At 65.1% G+C, this 16,070-nt stretch carries 12 protein-coding genes; 7 read left to right on the top strand and 5 right to left on the bottom strand.

Going from position 1 to position 16,070, the window contains the following annotated elements; all coding sequences use genetic code 11:
* Positions 1–87: 87 nt before the first annotated feature.
* The 5 genes from EG244_RS02210 to EG244_RS02195 all read right to left on the bottom strand — a co-directional run bounded on the left by EG244_RS02210 (position 88) and on the right by EG244_RS02195 (position 5,688).
* Complete coding sequence (locus EG244_RS02210; RefSeq protein ID WP_124963369.1) at positions 88–1,188, bottom strand: DUF475 domain-containing protein; 1,101 nt, start codon at positions 1,186–1,188, stop codon at positions 88–90.
* Between the two features lie 164 nt (positions 1,189–1,352).
* On the bottom strand, positions 1,353–3,095 hold the full coding sequence (gene mdoH / locus EG244_RS02205; protein ID WP_124963368.1) for a glucans biosynthesis glucosyltransferase MdoH: 1,743 nt from the start codon (positions 3,093–3,095) through the stop codon (positions 1,353–1,355).
* Between the two features lie 3 nt (positions 3,096–3,098).
* Positions 3,099–3,263 (bottom strand): hypothetical protein, encoded by a 165-nt coding sequence (locus tag EG244_RS20305; RefSeq protein WP_158617219.1) that lies wholly within the window; start codon positions 3,261–3,263, stop codon positions 3,099–3,101.
* Positions 3,260–4,837: a glucan biosynthesis protein gene (locus EG244_RS02200; RefSeq protein WP_124963367.1), complete on the bottom strand. Its 1,578-nt coding sequence runs from the start codon at positions 4,835–4,837 to the stop codon at positions 3,260–3,262. Before EG244_RS02200 ends, EG244_RS20305 begins: the two co-directional genes overlap by 4 nt.
* A gap of 158 nt (positions 4,838–4,995) precedes the next feature.
* On the bottom strand, positions 4,996–5,688 hold the full coding sequence (locus EG244_RS02195; RefSeq protein WP_124963366.1) for a hypothetical protein: 693 nt from the start codon (positions 5,686–5,688) through the stop codon (positions 4,996–4,998).
* Between the two features lie 537 nt (positions 5,689–6,225).
* Between EG244_RS02195 and EG244_RS02190 the strand changes: the two genes are divergently transcribed.
* The 7 genes from EG244_RS02190 (at position 6,226) to mdeB (ending at position 16,067) form a co-directional block, all read left to right on the top strand.
* A complete protein-coding gene (locus tag EG244_RS02190) occupies positions 6,226–7,266 on the top strand; it encodes a helix-turn-helix domain-containing protein (RefSeq protein ID WP_233588889.1) in 1,041 nt (346 codons plus the stop codon).
* 159 nt (positions 7,267–7,425) lie between these two features.
* Positions 7,426–8,370: an aldo/keto reductase gene (locus EG244_RS02185; RefSeq protein ID WP_124963364.1), complete on the top strand. Its 945-nt coding sequence runs from the start codon at positions 7,426–7,428 to the stop codon at positions 8,368–8,370.
* Between the two features lie 5 nt (positions 8,371–8,375).
* On the top strand, positions 8,376–9,194 hold the full coding sequence (locus EG244_RS02180) for an NADPH-dependent oxidoreductase (RefSeq protein WP_124963363.1): 819 nt from the start codon (positions 8,376–8,378) through the stop codon (positions 9,192–9,194).
* 513 nt (positions 9,195–9,707) lie between these two features.
* Positions 9,708–11,111 carry a Coenzyme F420 hydrogenase/dehydrogenase, beta subunit C-terminal domain gene (locus tag EG244_RS02175; RefSeq protein WP_124963362.1) on the top strand — a complete coding sequence of 468 codons (1,404 nt, stop codon included), beginning with the start codon at positions 9,708–9,710 and terminating at the stop codon, positions 11,109–11,111.
* Positions 11,108–12,601: an oligosaccharide flippase family protein gene (locus EG244_RS02170; RefSeq protein WP_124963361.1), complete on the top strand. Its 1,494-nt coding sequence runs from the start codon at positions 11,108–11,110 to the stop codon at positions 12,599–12,601. The genes EG244_RS02175 and EG244_RS02170 overlap by 4 nt, the downstream gene beginning before the upstream one ends.
* A 195-nt stretch (positions 12,602–12,796) precedes the next feature.
* Positions 12,797–13,270, top strand: a complete 474-nt coding sequence (locus EG244_RS02165; protein WP_124963360.1) for an Lrp/AsnC family transcriptional regulator — start codon at positions 12,797–12,799, stop codon at positions 13,268–13,270.
* A gap of 139 nt (positions 13,271–13,409) precedes the next feature.
* On the top strand, positions 13,410–16,067 hold the full coding sequence (mdeB, locus tag EG244_RS02160) for an alpha-ketoglutarate dehydrogenase (protein WP_124963359.1): 2,658 nt from the start codon (positions 13,410–13,412) through the stop codon (positions 16,065–16,067).
* Positions 16,068–16,070 lie beyond the last annotated feature (3 nt).

The following is a 16,070-nucleotide window of genomic DNA, read 5'->3' as shown; positions in this document are numbered from 1 at the left end:
CAAAACGGAGCTTGACTTATGAGCACCCAATAGAGAAGCCCCGCCAGGGGGCGGGGCTTTCAGACCGTCTGAGAAGATCAGCGGCTCTTAGTCTTCGCTGCCATGCACCCGGTTCCAGCGGATCGAGGACCAGAGCGCCACACCAATCAGCGCCGCCCCGCCCATGCCGGTGATCACTTCCGGGATATGGAACAGCGACTGGACATACATGATGATCGACAGGATCAGGATCGCATAGAACGCCCCATGCTCAAGGAAGCGGTACTCGGTCAGCGTGCCCTTTTCGACCAGCATGATGGTCATCGAGCGGACATACATCGCGCCGATGCCAAGGCCGATGGCGATGACAAAGAGGTTCGAGGTCAGCGCGAAGGCCCCGATCACACCGTCAAAGGAGAAGCTGGCGTCCAGCACTTCGAGGTAAAGGAACGCGCCCAGACCACCCTTGGCCGCGCCCTCCAGCATCTGCTGGCTGCGGTCCAGAATGCCGCCCAGCACTTCAACCATCAGGAAGGTCAGCAGACCCCAGACGGCCGAATAAAAGAAGGTATTGGCCGCGACCGGACCCAGTTTCGGATCATCCGAGCCCGCGATGATCTTGGAGAAAATCATCATCACGATCAGCACGACCGCAATCTCAATGCCCTTCACCGAAGAGTAAGACACCGCTTTCTCTTCCACCCAGCGGACCCAGTGGATGTCTTTTTCGTGGTTAAAGAAGAAGGACAGCGCCACCATCATCAGGAAGGTGCCGCCAAAAGCCGCGATGGGCAGATGGGCGTCCATCATGATCTGCGAATATTGATCGGGATCGGTGGCGGCCATGACCAGCGCGGTCCAGGGGCCGACATTGGCCGCGATCACCACGATCAGCAGCGGGAAGACAATCCGCATGCCGAAGACGGCAATCAGGATCCCCCAGGTCAGGAAGCGGTGCTGCCACTCCGGGGTCATGTCTTTGAGTTTGTTCGCGTTTACGATCGCATTATCGAAGGACAGCGAGATTTCCAGCACGGCAAGCACAGCGCAGATGAAGAAGATCGTCAGCGTACCGCTGACGGTGCCGGTGGTCTCCCAGCCCAGCCATGCGCCAAGCGCGAGGCCGAGAACGGTCGTGATGAGGGCCCATTTCAGATAAGCGAGCAGCGGTTTGTCTGACCCTGCCTGAAGCGATGTCTTATTCGACATGATGATGAAGTCCGGCGGCAATGAATGTTGCGATGCCGACATCACGAAAGCGCCGCCACTTTCGCCAGAGGGGCCCGGTCATCGAACAGGTTTCACGCGCAGGATCACCTGCGCGTGACTGCCGATATAGCGCGGCCCCCGCCTGCATTCAAGCGCGGCTGTGCTCAGGCCTGCGGGCCGGTCCAGCGGGTGATCCAGGCTTCATGACGGCGCAGGATCGCGGGACGGCTGGTCTCAGAGGGGGTGAGAAAGCGGCACAGGCTACCCTTTTGCGACGAGGCCCAGAGGATCAGCGGCGCAAAGAACATCGGCAGCAGCACCGGGCTGAGCCAGGGCACAAGGCCGGGCGCAAACCAGAAGGCCAGACCAAAGCCCGAAGCCCCCGAGGAGACGATCCAGGCACCCGTGGCCCAGGCCTCGCGCAGGGTCAGCGAGCCGTCGCCGCGCGACTGCGCAGGCCAGCCGCCATCCCGGCCTGAGAGGACCTGCAGCACCGAGCGGGTGTTGAACATCAAAAAGACCGGCGCCGCGATGGCCGAAAACAAAAGCTCCGTCAGCACCGAAGCCCCGGCGCGGAAGGCCCCGCCATAGCCCTTCGCCCGCCCGCGCAGGATCGCATCCAGCAGGATAAGGAGCTTGGGCAGAAACAGCAGACTGAAGACCCCGATCGCCAGCGCAATCGCGCGCGAAGCCTCAGAGACCGGGATCACCGGGAAGGACCAGCCCTCAATCGGGAAGTAGTTCACCGGCGGCACGAACAGCGGCGCTGCGATGGAGGCCAGCAGAAACATCAGCCAGAGCACCGGCGAGAGATAGGAAAGAATACCCTGAATGAAGACGAAGCGGCTCCAGAGTTTCAGCCCCGGCGCGAACAAAAGCCGCCCGTGTTGCAGGTTGCCCTGACACCAGCGGCGGTCGCGCTTGGCGTGAAGGACCATATTCTCCGGGCCCTCTTCATAAGAGCCGCCCAGATCATCATCGACCCGCACCGTCCAGCCGGCCCGCGCCAGAAGGGCGGCCTCAACATAGTCATGACTGAGGATATGGCCCCCGAAAGGCGGCTTGCCCGTCAGCTCCGGCAGGCCTGCGCTTTCTGCAAAGGCGCGCACGCGCACGATGGCGTTATGGCCCCAGAACGGCCCGGTGCGGCCCTGCATCATCGCAAGGCCCCGACAGAAGATCGGCGAATAGAACGCCGCCGAAAACTGCTGAATGCGGCTGAAGGAGGAGCGCGCATTCACCACCACCGGCAGGGTCTGCAAGAGACCCAGATCGGGGGCTGCCTCCATGCGGCGCACCATCTCGACGAGGGTTTCGCCTTCCATCAGGCTGTCGGCATCGAGGATCACGGCAAATTCGTAGCCTGCACCCGAGCGGGTGAAGAAATCCTCAATATTGCCCGCCTTGCGGCCCCGGTTGGTCTCGCGGATGCGGTAGAAAATCCGCCCCTCCGCGCCGGTATCATCGAGCAGCTTCTCAAACCAGGCCCGCTCCTGCGCGGCGACTTTGGCGTCACGGGTGTCCGACAGGATCGCGAAATCAAAAAGCGCGCCCTGCCCCGTGGCATCGACCGAATCCAGCATCGCAGCGATGCGCGCAAAGGTGATCGTCGGCTCTTCGTTGTAGACCGGGACCAGCACGACCGTCCGGCCCGTCAGCGCCCCCGCATTGCGCGCAGCCCCGGGCGGGCGGGTGGTCAGCCCCGCCAGCGCCTGCACCGCGCCCCAGGTCAGCCAGAAGGTGGAGATCAGGATCAGGGCCGCACGCACCACATCCATCACATCCCAGCCATCCGCCATGCCGTAGCGCAGGAACAGGGTGAAGCCCCCGACCCCCGCCAGCAGGCTGACAGACAGCAAAAGGGTCCGGATCAGCCAGACCCGGACCTTAGCAGCGGGAGAGTGCATAAATTATGCTCCGCGGGCGATGGCGCGCAGCGACAGCCAGCCGAACCGGCCGCGCGGCAGCGCTTCAAGGCGCTGCGCAGGCATGGCCATCGGGGCGTCGGGCAGCGCACCGCGGTCGGTCACAACCGGACGGGCCGGGGAAAGATTGACGTCAGAGGTATCGTTCATTTGCTGTTGATCCACTGGTAAAGCCAGTTCTCAGAAAGCTTACGGCCGTATCCGGCCAGATGCGCAGAGAGTTCCACCACGGCGTCAGGTTCAGCCGCGATATCGATAAAGAGGCGCCACGCCCCGGTGAGAGGGACGCGCTGTACCACGCGCGACAGGACCTGCGCATTGGCGACCGAGACCATACCCTCGATCTGCGCATCCGCGCCGAGATTGTCGAGCAGACCGCCACGGAAATCGATCACGAACTTCCGCTCACCGCTGCGTACACCCCCGGCTGCCACGCCTCCGTGGCCTGCCCTGGTCTCTTCTACATGGGCAAGCGGCTCGCTCAGATCAAGCGGCAGGTCGCCCCAGTGCAGCCGGTAAGCGAATTCCCGGCTTTCACCGGCCTTCACTTTGGCCTCGGGCACCCAATAGGCGACGATATTGTCATTGGCCTCTGAATCCGAAGGGATCTCGACCAGACGCACATGCCCCGGACCCCAGTCGCCCAGCGGCTCCACATCCAGCGAGGGGCGGCGGTGGTAATTCGCCTCCAGGTCCTGGAAGCTCTCAAAGCGGCGGTCACGCTGGTGCAGACCAAAGCGCTTCGGCGAGGTCTCTGCGAAATAGCTGCCCGAAAGCCGCGAGGGGTTCGACAGCGGTCGCCAGATCCGCTCGCCATCGGCGCGGATGATCTGCAGACCGTCGCTGTCGTGCACCTTGGGGCGGAAGTCATCAAACTGCGCGCGGCTTTTCTCGGAGAAGAGATACATCGAGGTCAGCGGGGCCACGCCCAGCTCCTCCACATCGCTGCGGAACCACAGACGGCAGGTCACATCCATCTGCGTCGCGGTGCCCGGGCGAATGACAAAGCGGTAAGCGCCCGTCACCGAAGGGCTTTCGAGCGCTGCATAAACGGTGATCTCAGCCGGCGCGCCGCTGCGGTCGATGTAGAAGCGGCTGAAGCGCGGGAATTCCTCACCGCTGGCCGTGGCGGTGTTCAGCGCCAGACCGCGCGCCGAAATCCCATAGGCCGAATTGCGGCCAAGCGCCCGGAAGTAACTCGCGCCGACAAAGGCCACCAGTTCATCCAGCACATCGGGCCGGTTCAGATAGCTGTGCAGCCGGAAGCCCGCCACACCCGGAAGCGCGTCCAGTTCGGGGGCGCGGTCCAGCAGATTGTTGAGAAACTCAAAATCCGAGGTGCTGAAGCGCATCTCCCGCGCCTCATCGCCCGTGACCTCAAAAAGCACCACCGGCTCTTTGAAAAGCCAGCCCGGAGGGAAAGCCGCAAGCCGGAAAGGGCTCGTCGGCGCAGACCAGCGCAGCCGGTCCGGGCGAAAGCGGATCAGGCGGTAATCATCATAGTTCAGACCCGCCAGAAAACCCTCAACCCCCGCCGGGGTGCGATGAGCCTGCGCAGCCAGCGCCTGCATTTCGGCGCTCAGCAGATCCCAGGAGAATTGCTGCACCGCAGCATTGCCGGCGAGTGCCGGAACCGCACCGGCTGAATTCAGCGCAAAGACTGACCCCGAGATCAAAAGGGTACGGCGCGTAAAGGTGACGTCACTGATAATGTCGCGGGACATTCGTTAAGAAAACCCTATGCTTGCTCGGGGACTGGGTGTGGACTGCTGCTCTCATATACGATTGCCGCCGCATGGCACGCAAGCGGCGTTCAAAGGCAGTTGATGGAATGTAACATAAGGTGCGTTTTCTGCCGGTTTTCGCACCTGCAGCAGGCGGATTATTGCCGCACCGTCACCTTCAGCCGCCATCCAGGGCCAAGCTCCTGTCGCATCGCGATTTTCATCTGAGCAAGCAGATGCGTCTCGATATAGCGCAGCGCGAAGAGCGAGGGGGCCTCAAGGGCAAGGTCAGGTGAAGTGTCGTGCAGAACCACCAGATTGTCGAACCAGGCCCCCGCCCGCGCCGGATCCGCGCCGCGCAGTCGCTGCAGGACCCGCTGCCAGGGACTGTCGTCCGCAGGCTGCGGTCTGGCGGTAAAATCAAGCCGCACCACCCGGTCTTCCGGCTCGGCGCGGCGGGCATAGCGCTCGGTCATCCGTGCCTCAAAATCGGAGCCGACGCGGCCCCAGAAGCCTTCGGTCAACTCGGCAATTTTGCGCAAATTCAACCGGTAGGTCGCCACACGTCCCTTCACACCAGGGCGCAGCAGCACCAGCAGATGGGCATCAATCAGCTTGCGGATCTCCCGCTTCACCGTCCGCTGATCCACCGACCACATCAGCGCCATATCCTTCTGGCCCAGCGACAATTCATCCTGCGCCCAGTTATAACGCGCCGTCACCAGCGCCATCAGGCGCAGCAGCAGAACCTGCTGATGCCCGCCCGTGCCAAGCGCCGCCACGGAAAGCGCGGTCAGGACATCATATCTGTCAGACCCCGCCCCGGGGCCCGTCAGGCGCGGTTGCTGCATGGGTTCTGCTATCCCTGTCACTCGTCAGACCGAAGGGCAGCCTTACGGGTCCCTGATGCGCTTCACCATGCCATTTTCACTTTCCTTGTCAATTCTGTATCCCACGGGGTGCCGAGCGGTCGGCCGAAGGCTCATTTGGCCCGAGAGCGATGAAGAAGGCCCTAATAGTCTCAGCCCTTTCGCATCAGCCCGGCAAAACATCGCCCCCCTGCCGCAGGATCGTCGCTTTTTGACGCCGTAAGCCCGGGGGATTCCGGCAGCGCTCAGAGTTCGGGGCCGCGAACGCCCTTCCATGTGCCGTTTTGCCTCAGGGCCTGGAAGGGCCTGAGCGCGGCGGCGCGCGAAAGACCCGCTCAGCCCCAGGCGGCCTGCCTGCTCTCCCGGCACCATATGACGGGCGCCCCTCCCCGCGCTTGTTCCATCGGGGACACCGCCTGAGGGCCAGAGGTTTTGCGGCGCCAAAAACGCCCGCATCACAGGGTCAGAGCCCGCAACACCCGCTTGCTGGCCAGGCGCTCTGCGGACATAATGCGCAGCATGGCCAGATTTACCGATGACCCCCCGTTTGATCCCTATAACGACGACACCGAGGACGGTGACGGCGATCTGTGGTTCCTCCCCCCCGATCCGGAGGATAACCTTGACGCCTCAGAGGTTTCGGCCGGGGTGGAAAGCGCGCTTTTCCCGTTCCAGGAGTGGCGGGCGGCAGAAGCCGAACAGGCGTTGGATCTGGCGGCGCTGAGCTTTGATTTCGGCCGCCTGGAAGAGCGTCTGCGCCTGCATGGTGAGGGCGCGCGCCGCCGTCTTGCGCTGCAGGAAGTGGCCAGCCTTGGCTGGTGGAGCGGCGACCGGCTGCCTGCGGATCGTCTGGTGCTGTGGATTTCGCTGCAGATCGGCGCGACCGGAACCGACGCCCAGGCGCTGGCACGCGGAGCCTGGGCGGTGCGCCGTCTGACCACCGGCCCCGCCCCGGTGGGATCTGAGCGGGCCGAGGCGCTGAGCCAGCTTCTCGGGCACGCCCCCGGCACGCCGCCCTCGCCGCGCGTGAAGGACGCCTGTGATGTGCTGGAAAGCCTGTCGTCGCTGCATCCCATCGTGCAGTCGGCGGTGCTTTTCCATCTCTGGCGCATGACCGATCCCTCATCGGCGCGCGATCTGGAGGCGGCGGTTCTGGCCGCACGGCTGGGCGGGGCTCCGGCCTCGGGCCATGGCTTCCTGCCTTTGTCGCTGGCGGGCTTTCCGGGGCTGGTGGCCCAGGGCGGCGCGGGACCGCGGCTTCAGGGCTGGATCCTTGGCGCGCATCAGGCGGTTCTCGCGGCGCTGATGCATCTCGACCGTCTGGCCGCCTGGAGCCTGCGCGCGGAAGAGGCGATCTCGGATCTCTCAGGGCGCACGCCGCCGCGGCTTCTGGGGCTGTTGAAGGACTGGCCGAGCATCTCTGCGCCGATGGCCGAGCAGGAGACCGGGGCCTCGCGCGCCGCAGTGCAGCGCAACCTTGATCTCTTCACGCAACGCGGCCTGATCCGCGAGCTGACCGGGCGCGGGCGCTACCGCGTGTGGACCGCCCTTCTGGGCTGAAGCGCCCCGCATCTGCAGGCAGGGTGCTGCCTTCGCCTGCAGACTGCCGATGTCTTGCGCAGCCAGGCTTTGAAAGCGGCGCGCCAGGTCCGGAAGGGCTGGCCCCCCGCGACTGAGCGGCTATACCTGCTGTCAGATAACAGCAGGGACTTCGCATCCATGGACCATCGCGCCCTCGGCCGCAGCGGACTTTCCATCGCGCCCTTCATCCTCGGCACCAATACCGCAGGCTGGACCGCAGATCAGGCGACCTCTTTCGACATTTTCGACGCCTTCACCGACCAGGGCTTTGGCGCCTTTGATACCGCCGATGTCTATTCCCGCTGGGTGCCCGGCAATGACAGCGAAAGCGAGCGGATCCTTGGCCGCTGGATGAAAGCGCGCGGCAACCGCGACCGTGTGCAGATCTTCACCAAGGTCGGCATGGATCTGGGGGCCGGGGGCAAGGGGCTTTCCGCCGCCCATATTGAGCGCGCCGCGGAGGCCTCTCTGCGCCGCCTGCAGACCGATTATATCGATCTTTATCAAAGCCATCTCTTTGATGCCGGGGTGCCGCAGGACGAGACGCTGAAGGCCTATGAGCGGCTGATCGCTGCGGGCAAGGTCCGCGCCATCGGCTGCTCAAACTTCAACGCGGACCAGCTGGGCGAGGCCCTGAGCCTGAGCCAGGATCAAGGCCTGCCGCGTTATGAGACCGTGCAGAACGAATATAACCTGCGCACCCGGCATAAATATGAGGGCGATCTGCAGGATCTGATGCTCTTTGAGGGGCTGAGCCTGATCCCGTTTTACTCGCTTTCGGCAGGCTTTCTGACCGGGAAATACCGCACAAAGGCCGATCTTGCGCAAAGCCCGCGCGGCAACAGCGTCAGCCGTTATCTCAATGATGACGGGCTGCGGGTGCTGGCCGCCATGGACCAGGTGACAGAGGCCCGCGGCGCGAGCCATGCGGCGCTGGCGATTTCCTGGCTGCTGCATCAACCGGGCGTGGTGGCGCCGCTGGCCTCGGTGACCTCGGTGGCGCAGCTGACCGCGCTGCTGGAAGGGGTGCTGCTTCAGCTGACCCCGGAAGACCTCAATCTGCTTGATCTTAAAGGACTTTAAGGACGATGACTTTGACGGAACAGACCTGCCCGATCGCCACCCGCTACGGCGAAGCCCTGGCTGGCACCGCAGCACCCACCCCGGTGATTGAGAGCCTGCTGGCGCATCGCTCGGTGCGGAATTTCCTGCCGCAGCCGCTGAGCGCGGGCACGGTGGAACTGCTGGTGGCCGCGGCCTCTTCGGCGCCCACCTCCTCCAACCTTCAGGTCTGGAGCGTGGTGGCCGTGCAGGACGCCGCCACCCGGGCAAAGCTCGCAGAGCTTGCGGGCGGGCAGAAACACATCGCCGAGGCGCCGCTGTGCTTCCTGTGGATCGCGGATCTGTCGCGGACAGAGACCATCCTGCAGGCGGAAGGCACCGGGACCGAAGCGCTCGATCACACCGAGGCTTTCCTGCTGGCCTCGGTTGACGCCATGCTGGCGGCGCAAAACGCGCTGGTGGCGGCGGAATCTCTGGGCCTCGGGACGGTCTATATCGGCGGCCTGCGCAATCACCCGGCAGAACTCGCAGAGCTGATCGGCCTGCCCAAACGCGCCTATGTGGTGGCGGGGCTTGTGGTCGGCCACCCCGACCCCTCGGTCGCCACCGCCGTCAAGCCGCGCCTGCCCCAGGACGCCGTTTTGCATCATGAGCGCTACAACGCCGATCAGGCAGACGCCGTCGCCCGCCATGACGCCGCCACCCTGACCTTCCGCGCCGAACAGGGGCTCTCGCCGCAGCCCTGGACCGCGCTGCTGAAGGGCCGTCTCGGCTCGCTGAAGGGGTTGAGCGGACGGCATGTGTTGCGCAGCACTCTCGAAGGCCTGGGATTTGGCTTCCGCTGAACGGCTGAGACCCTCCGCACGCCCTGCCCCAATGCGGGGCGTGCGGAACTTATGAAAGCCGGGCAAGCTGCAGCCTGCTGACCGATAAATTTTGCTTTGAGTGTCAGCTTACCCTCCCTTTGCCTGCAGGGCTCAGGCCGTGTCCGCGCTGACACCGCGCGAAACCAGAACCGGCGTGTTTCGATATGGCTGCACCTGCATCAGCAGATCGCCCTGCAGAAACACCCTCTCCGGCATCCCGCCCGGGCAATCCCGCAGCACCACAGCATAAGACAAGCCTGCCGCAGCCCTGAGGGCGGGCGGGCGCGGATCCCGCCGGGCCGAAAGGCTGCGCGCAACGCCCAGCCCGTCCTTCGGTGAACCGGAGCGGCGATGCGCAATCCCCGCCGCAGACCGCCCCGCTTATCTGACACAATTGCGCGCATTGCCTGACCGCCTGCGGCGTGCCACCGAGGTCGGGCGCAAAGGCCGCAGGGGCCTTTGGCTGGTCCTGTCTGTGCGGGTTTTGCGGGTATGAAGACCGTTCTCGATCTGGCGGAAGCGGGCTTTTGCACCGGCTGCGGGATTTGCGCGTTTCGCGCGCCGGATGCGCTGAAAATGGCGCTCTCAGAAGAGGGGCAGTTCCGGCCGCAGCGGCGGGGGGCCGGGGACAGCGATGCGCTTCCCCCCGCGGCGCAATGCCCGATGTCGGGCGAGGGGCCTGATGAGACAGCAATCGCCGCGCGCCTCTGGCCTGAGCTGCCCGCCGACCCGCAGATCGGGCGGCATCTGACGACAGCCGCCGTTCATCTGACCGATGATCCCGCGCGGCTCTCCAGCGGCTCGGGCGGTCTGGTCAGCTGGCTGGCCGCCGAGCTGCTGGCCCGCAAAACCGTGGACTGCGTGCTGCATGTCCGACCGCAAAGCGCGCAGGCCGACCCCGCTGATCCGCTCTTCAGCTACCGGGTTTCGCGCCGCCGGGACGAGATCTCTGAGGGGAAGAAATCGCGCTACTATCCGGTTGAGATGTCGCGCGTCCTTGCGGATCTGGCCGCCTCGCAGGAGCGGGCGGCCATCATCGCATTGCCCTGCTTTATCAAGGGCCTGCGCGGCGCAATCAGGGATGGTGCGCTGGCGCCCGAGCGGGCACCGGTGCTGATCGGCCTTGTCTGCGGCCATCTGAAATCGGCGCGCTTTGCCGACTATCTTGCCTGGCAGCGCGATGTGCCTCCGGGCGGGCTCGGGGGGTGCGATTTTCGCCATAAGCTGACCGACCGCCCGGCATCGGAATATGGCTTTGCGCTGCGCCGCCGCGGGGCACCGCCGGGGACCGCGCCTGAGGTGGTGCCGATGCGCGCTCTTAACGGGCATGACTGGGGCGAGGGGCTCTTTCGTCTGCCCGCCTGCGAGTTTTGCGATGACGTTCTGGCCGAATGCGCCGATGTGGCGATCGGCGATGCCTGGCTGCCGGAGTTTGTGCAGGACCCGCGCGGAGAGAATATCGTCGTGACCCGCAGCCCCGCCCTGGCCGCCCTGATTGAAGAGGGCCGCCTGCGCGGTGATCTGGCGGTCACCCCGCTGACGCCGGAGCGTGTCGCGCAAAGTCAGGCGGGCGGTCTGCGCCACCGCCGCGAAGGTCTGGCCCATCGGCTGGCAAAGCGCAAAGCGCAGAGCGCCTGGCTGCCGCGCCGCCGTGTTGTTCCCTCGCTGGCCCCCGACCGGGCGCGGCGCGCGATCTATGATCTGCGACATGAGATCGCCCTCGCCTGCCACCCTGCTTTCCGCGCGGCACGGGCCTCTGGCAATATCGGGCAGTTTGAGGCGGAGCTCGCGCCCCTTCTGCGCCGCCTGAGGCGGCAGACTCACGGCCCCCTCATGCGGCGGGTGCTGCGCAGACTGCGCCGCCTGGCCCTCAGCCTCTGGCGGAAAGCGGGATGAGGCGGGGCGGTATCGCGCGCAGCGCCGGGCTGATGGCGGCGGTGCAACTGGTTTCAAAATGCCTTGATTTTGGTGCCATCCTGATCCTCGCGCGGCTTTTGACGCCGGAGGATTTCGGCCTTGTTGCCCTGGCTGCGGGGGTCATGGTGATTGTCGGCTCGCTTACGGAAGTGCCGGTGACCGAGGCGCTTATTCAACGCGGCGCGCTGTCCCCGGGAGAGGTCAGCGCAGCCTTCACCCTGACGCTGCTGCGCGGTCTTTTGATCGCGCTTTTGCTGCTGGGCATGGCCGCGCCCCTTGCAGGGCTCTTTGACGAGCCGCGGCTTGCGGCCATCCTGAACACCCTGGCGCTGGCACCGCTGATCCAGGGCTGTGCCAGTCCGGCGATGATTCACGCGCTGCGGGCGCTGAATTACGCGGCTCTGGCGCGCAGTCATCTTTACGGCAAGCTCGCCGCTTTTGTCGCCATGCTGGCGGTGGCGGCCGCCGGAGGCGGCTATTGGGCGCTGGTGGCGGGGCTGGTGACCGGCCCCGTGATCGCATCGCTCAGCACGCATGTCCTTGCGCCCTGGTCTTTGCGCCTGTCTCTGACCGGCGTCAGGGGGATCTTTCGCTTTGCGGGCTGGGTGACGCTGTCGCGGATGATCTTCACGCTGAACCAGCAGATCGACCGCTTTGTCGTCGGCGCGATCCTCGGCAGGCCGCAGCTCGGGCTTTATGCCATGGCCGGGGATCTGGCGTCGCTGGCCACTTATACCCTGGCCGCCCCGGTCTCTCAGCCGCTCTTTGCGGGGTTTGCCGCGCTGCAGGCCGAGCCTTTGCGGCTGCGCGATACCTATCTTTTGGGACAGCAGATCCTGCTGGCCGTGATCGCCCCGGCTGGCTTTTTGTTCGCAGCCCTGGCGGGCGATCTGGTGCCCCTGGTGCTGGGCGCGGGCTGGGGGGCGATGGTGCCGATCATCTGGTGGCTGGCCCCGGTGATCGCGCTGCAGGTTCTCACTTTGCCGGGTCAGGCGCTTCTGATGGCGCTTGGGCGCACGCGGGTGCTGGCGGCACGCGAAGGGCTGTCGCTGCTGCTGCGCCTGCCGGTCACGCTGTTTGCGGCGCTGGCCTTTGGCCTGGTTGAAGCGGCGGCAGCCCGGGCCCTGGCCGCTTTGGTGATGATTGCGGTCATGCTCTCGCTTGCGGGGGGGGCAATCGGGATCTCAGCGACACAGCAGATCCGGCACTGCGCGCGGATCTTTCCCGCCCTCGCGCTGATGGTGGCGGGGGTTGCACTGGCGGGCCAGGCTCTGCCGGTGCCGGAACAGGCCCCGGGTGGCGTGCTGCGGCTTGGGCTGCTTTGCGCCATTGGGGCGCTGATCTACGCGGGCAGTCTGCTGTCCCTCTGGCGTCTGGCGGGGCGGCCGGAGGGCGCTGAGCGGTGGATCCTTGCGAGGCTCAGCGCGGCGCATCCGCCAGGAGCCGCTGATGAAAGCGGCTCCCGTTAAGGCCGGCGTTCAGGGGGGGCAGGTCTTCGGGCAGCGCTTTGCGGATGGCCGGCGGCAGCCGTTGTGTTGACTGACGATAATCCCACACAGAACAGATCACGTATAAAACGGGCCTCTCCGCCGCAATGCGGATCCTGAAATCATTGCACAATCAATGGCTCTGAAGCCTAATGGCGCCGGGGACGGGAGATCACGATGAAGGCCGCAAAACTTGACGCCATCGACCGGCGTATTCTGGATGAGCTGCAGCGCGATGCGCGGATCAGCAATGTGCAGCTTGCGGCGCGGGTGGGGCTTTCGGCCTCGCCCTGTCTGGCGCGGGTGCGACGGCTGGAACAGGAGGGCTTTCTGAAGGCCTATGTGGCGCTGGTCCCGCCCGAGGCGCTTGGCCTGAGCATCACGGTTTTCATTCAGGTCAGCCTGGAAATGCAGCACAAAGCCGCTCTCAGCCGCTTTGAAACGCGGGTGGCCGAATTTCCCGAGGTGATGGAATGCTATCTGATGACCGGCGACAGCGACTATCTGCTGCGGGTGGTGGTGCCCGATATGGAGGCGCTGCAGACCTTCATCATGCAGGATCTGACCGAGATCCCGGGCGTCAGGAACATCCGCTCCAGCTTTGCGCTGCGGCAGATCTCTTATAAAACCGCCCTGCCGATGGAGAGCTGATCTGCGGCAGATTATGCTGTTGCACCGGCATTTACACCGCAGACCCGCCTCAACCTCAGGGGGAAGGCGGCCAGATCAGCAACCTCTGCTGCGGGCTTTGTCCTAGCGTCTTTGAGCAGCCCTTTCAGAGACGCTTCAGATGAGCCAGGCCACCGCCGTCCAGCCCCCCGACACCGATCCGCAGGAAACCCAGGAGTGGCTTGAGGCCTTCCGCGCCACGGAACTGCACGCCGGTTCCGCCCGCGCGCATTATCTGCTGCGCCGCCTAGAGGATGCGGCCCGCGGCTCGGGGCTTTTTGCGCAAAGCCAGCCCTTTTCGGCCTATCGCAACACCCTTCCGCTGAGCGCCCAGGGGGCCTACCCCGGCGATCTCGCCATGGAGGAGCGGCTGACGGCGATCATGCGCTGGAACGCGCTGGTGATGGTGCTGCGCGGCAATAAGGCCTATGGCTCGCTCGGCGGGCATATCGCGAGCTATGCCTCAGCAGCCGAGATCTTTGAGACCGGCTTTAACCATTTCTTCGAGGCCCCGCGTCCCGGCCACGGCGGAGATCTGGTCTATTTCCAGCCGCATTCCGCCCCCGGCGTCTATGCGCGGGCTTTTCTTGAGGGGCGGCTGAGCGAAGAGCAGCTCTCAAACTACCGCCAGGAGACTGGTGGCGCGGGGCTGTCGTCCTATCCTCACCCTTGGCTGATGCCCGATTTCTGGCAGTTCCCAACGGGTTCCATGGGGCTCGGGCCGATCAGCGCGGTCTATCAGGCGCGCTTCCTGCGCTATCTTGAGGGCCGGGGGCTGGCAGAGACCGCGGGCCGCCACGTCTGGGGCGTCTTTGGCGATGGAGAGATGGATGAGCCGGAATCCATCGCGGGCCTGACGCTGGCCGCGCGCGAAGGCCTTGATAATCTGACCTTTATCATCAACTGCAACCTGCAGCGGCTCGATGGTCCGGTGCGCGGCAATGGCCAGATCATCCAGGAGCTGGAGTCGCTTTTTATCGGCGCGGGCTGGAATGTCATCAAGGTGCTCTGGGGCTCGGATTGGGACGGGCTTTTTGCGCGTGACAGCGGCAATGCGCTGCTGAAGCGGTTTTCAGAGACGGTGGACGGCGCCTATCAGGACCTCGGCTCGAAAGACGGCGATTACAACCGCCAGAAGTTCTTTGAGGCCAATCCCGAGACCGCAGCGCTGGTCGCGCATATGACCGATGCCGAGATCAATGCGCTGAAGCGCGGCGGCCATGATCTGCGCAAACTCCACGCCGCTTTTGCCGCCGCCAAAGCCCATAAGGGCCGCCCCACGGTGATCCTGGCCAAGACCAAAAAGGGCTATGGCATGGGAGCTGCGGGCGAAAGCCGCATGGTGGCGCATCAGGCCAAAAAGCTCGACACCGAGGCGCTGCGGGCCTTCCGCGACCGCTTTGGCCTGCCGATCCCCGACCGCGATATCGAAGATCTGAACTTCTATAAGCCAGCCGACGACAGCCCCGAGATGGCCTATCTGCGCGCCCGCCGCCAGGCGCTTGGCGGCGCGCTGCCGCAGCGCTCGCCAGGGGCCGCAGGGGCCGTGGCGGTGCCCGAGCGCGCGGCCTGGGCGGGCTTTGCGCTGCAGGGCGACGGGCGCGAAGGCTCCACCACTATGGCGGTGGTGCGGATGCTTGGAAATCTGTTGAAGGACAAAGACTTCGGCCCGCGCATCGTGCCGATCGTCGCCGATGAGGCGCGCACCTTCGGGATGGATAACCTGTTCCGCCAGATCGGGATCTATGCCCCCCAGGGCCAGCTTTATCAGCCCGAAGATGCAGGCTCGATGATGTTTTACAAAGAAGCGGCCAATGGCCAGCTTCTGGAAGAAGGCATCACCGAGGCGGGGGCGATCTCGTCCTGGACGGCGGCGGCCACATCCTATTCGGTGCATAATCTGCCGCTGCTGCCGGTCTATATTTACTACTCGATGTTCGGCTTTCAGCGCATCGGCGATCTGATCTGGGCGGCGGCGGATCAGCGCGCGCGGGGGATCCTTCTGGGGGCCACGGCGGGGCGCACCACCCTTTCGGGTGAGGGCTTGCAGCATCAGGACGGCTCCAGCCTGCTGGTCGCGCACAGCGTGCCGAACTGCCGCTCCTGGGATCCGGCCTTCAGTGCGGAACTGGCGGTCATCATGGATCATGCCGCCCGGCGCATGATGGAGGAGGAGCGTGACGAGTTCCACTATATCACCGTAATGAATGAGAATTATCCGCAGGGCGCGCTTCCCGAAGGCGCCGAAGGGGATCTGCTGAAGGGGATGTATCTGCACAGCCGCCACGGCGAAGGCGCGCCGCAGATCCGGCTGCTGGGCTCGGGCACGATCCTTTTGCAGGTACTCGCTGCGGCTCAGGCCCTGGCCGCTCTGGGGGTGACCTCTGAGGTCTATAGCGTCACCTCCTGGTCGGAACTGGCCCGCGAGGCTGCAGCCATTGAGCGCGACAACCGCCTGCAGGGGCTGTCGGCGCAGACCCTCAGCCATATTGAGCGCCTGTTGCCCGGGGATGCCCCGGTGATCGCCGCCACGGATTACATCCGCGCCCTGCCACAGCTGATCGCGCCCTTTCTCCGCGCGCGCTTCATCGCGCTTGGCACCGATGGCTTTGGCCGCTCGGGCACGCGAGAGCAGCTGCGCGCTTTCTTTGAGGTCGACAGCGCCTCGGTGGTGCTGGCCGCTTTGGAGGCCCTGGCCCGCGACGGCAAAATCGACGCCGGGCTTTATGAGACGGCGCGGGCCCAGGCGCCGCAGCAGCCCGCCTCCTGGACGCGCTGAGAG

The organism is Falsigemmobacter faecalis, assembly GCF_003863335.1.
Taxonomy (GTDB): domain Bacteria; phylum Pseudomonadota; class Alphaproteobacteria; order Rhodobacterales; family Rhodobacteraceae; genus Wagnerdoeblera; species Wagnerdoeblera faecalis.
This window is presented reverse-complemented; position numbering and strand designations above follow the sequence as displayed.

Excerpts from the sequence above, each read along its gene's own strand:
- EG244_RS02190 (WP_233588889.1), top strand. The coding sequence starts at position 6,226 with ATGGCCAGATTTACCGATGACCCCCCGTTTGATCCCTATAACGACGAC.
- EG244_RS02175 (WP_124963362.1), top strand. The coding sequence starts at position 9,708 with ATGAAGACCGTTCTCGATCTGGCGGAAGCGGGCTTTTGCACCGGCTGC.
- EG244_RS02195 (WP_124963366.1), bottom strand. The coding sequence starts at position 5,688 with ATGCAGCAACCGCGCCTGACGGGCCCCGGGGCGGGGTCTGACAGATAT.
- EG244_RS02170 (WP_124963361.1), top strand. The coding sequence starts at position 11,108 with ATGAGGCGGGGCGGTATCGCGCGCAGCGCCGGGCTGATGGCGGCGGTG.
- mdeB (WP_124963359.1), top strand. The coding sequence starts at position 13,410 with ATGAGCCAGGCCACCGCCGTCCAGCCCCCCGACACCGATCCGCAGGAA.
- mdoH (WP_124963368.1), bottom strand. The coding sequence starts at position 3,095 with ATGCACTCTCCCGCTGCTAAGGTCCGGGTCTGGCTGATCCGGACCCTT.
- EG244_RS02200 (WP_124963367.1), bottom strand. The coding sequence starts at position 4,837 with ATGTCCCGCGACATTATCAGTGACGTCACCTTTACGCGCCGTACCCTT.
- EG244_RS02165 (WP_124963360.1), top strand. The coding sequence starts at position 12,797 with ATGAAGGCCGCAAAACTTGACGCCATCGACCGGCGTATTCTGGATGAG.
- EG244_RS02185 (WP_124963364.1), top strand. The coding sequence starts at position 7,426 with ATGGACCATCGCGCCCTCGGCCGCAGCGGACTTTCCATCGCGCCCTTC.
- EG244_RS20305 (WP_158617219.1), bottom strand. The coding sequence starts at position 3,263 with ATGAACGATACCTCTGACGTCAATCTTTCCCCGGCCCGTCCGGTTGTG.
- EG244_RS02210 (WP_124963369.1), bottom strand. The coding sequence starts at position 1,188 with ATGTCGAATAAGACATCGCTTCAGGCAGGGTCAGACAAACCGCTGCTC.
- EG244_RS02180 (WP_124963363.1), top strand. The coding sequence starts at position 8,376 with ATGACTTTGACGGAACAGACCTGCCCGATCGCCACCCGCTACGGCGAA.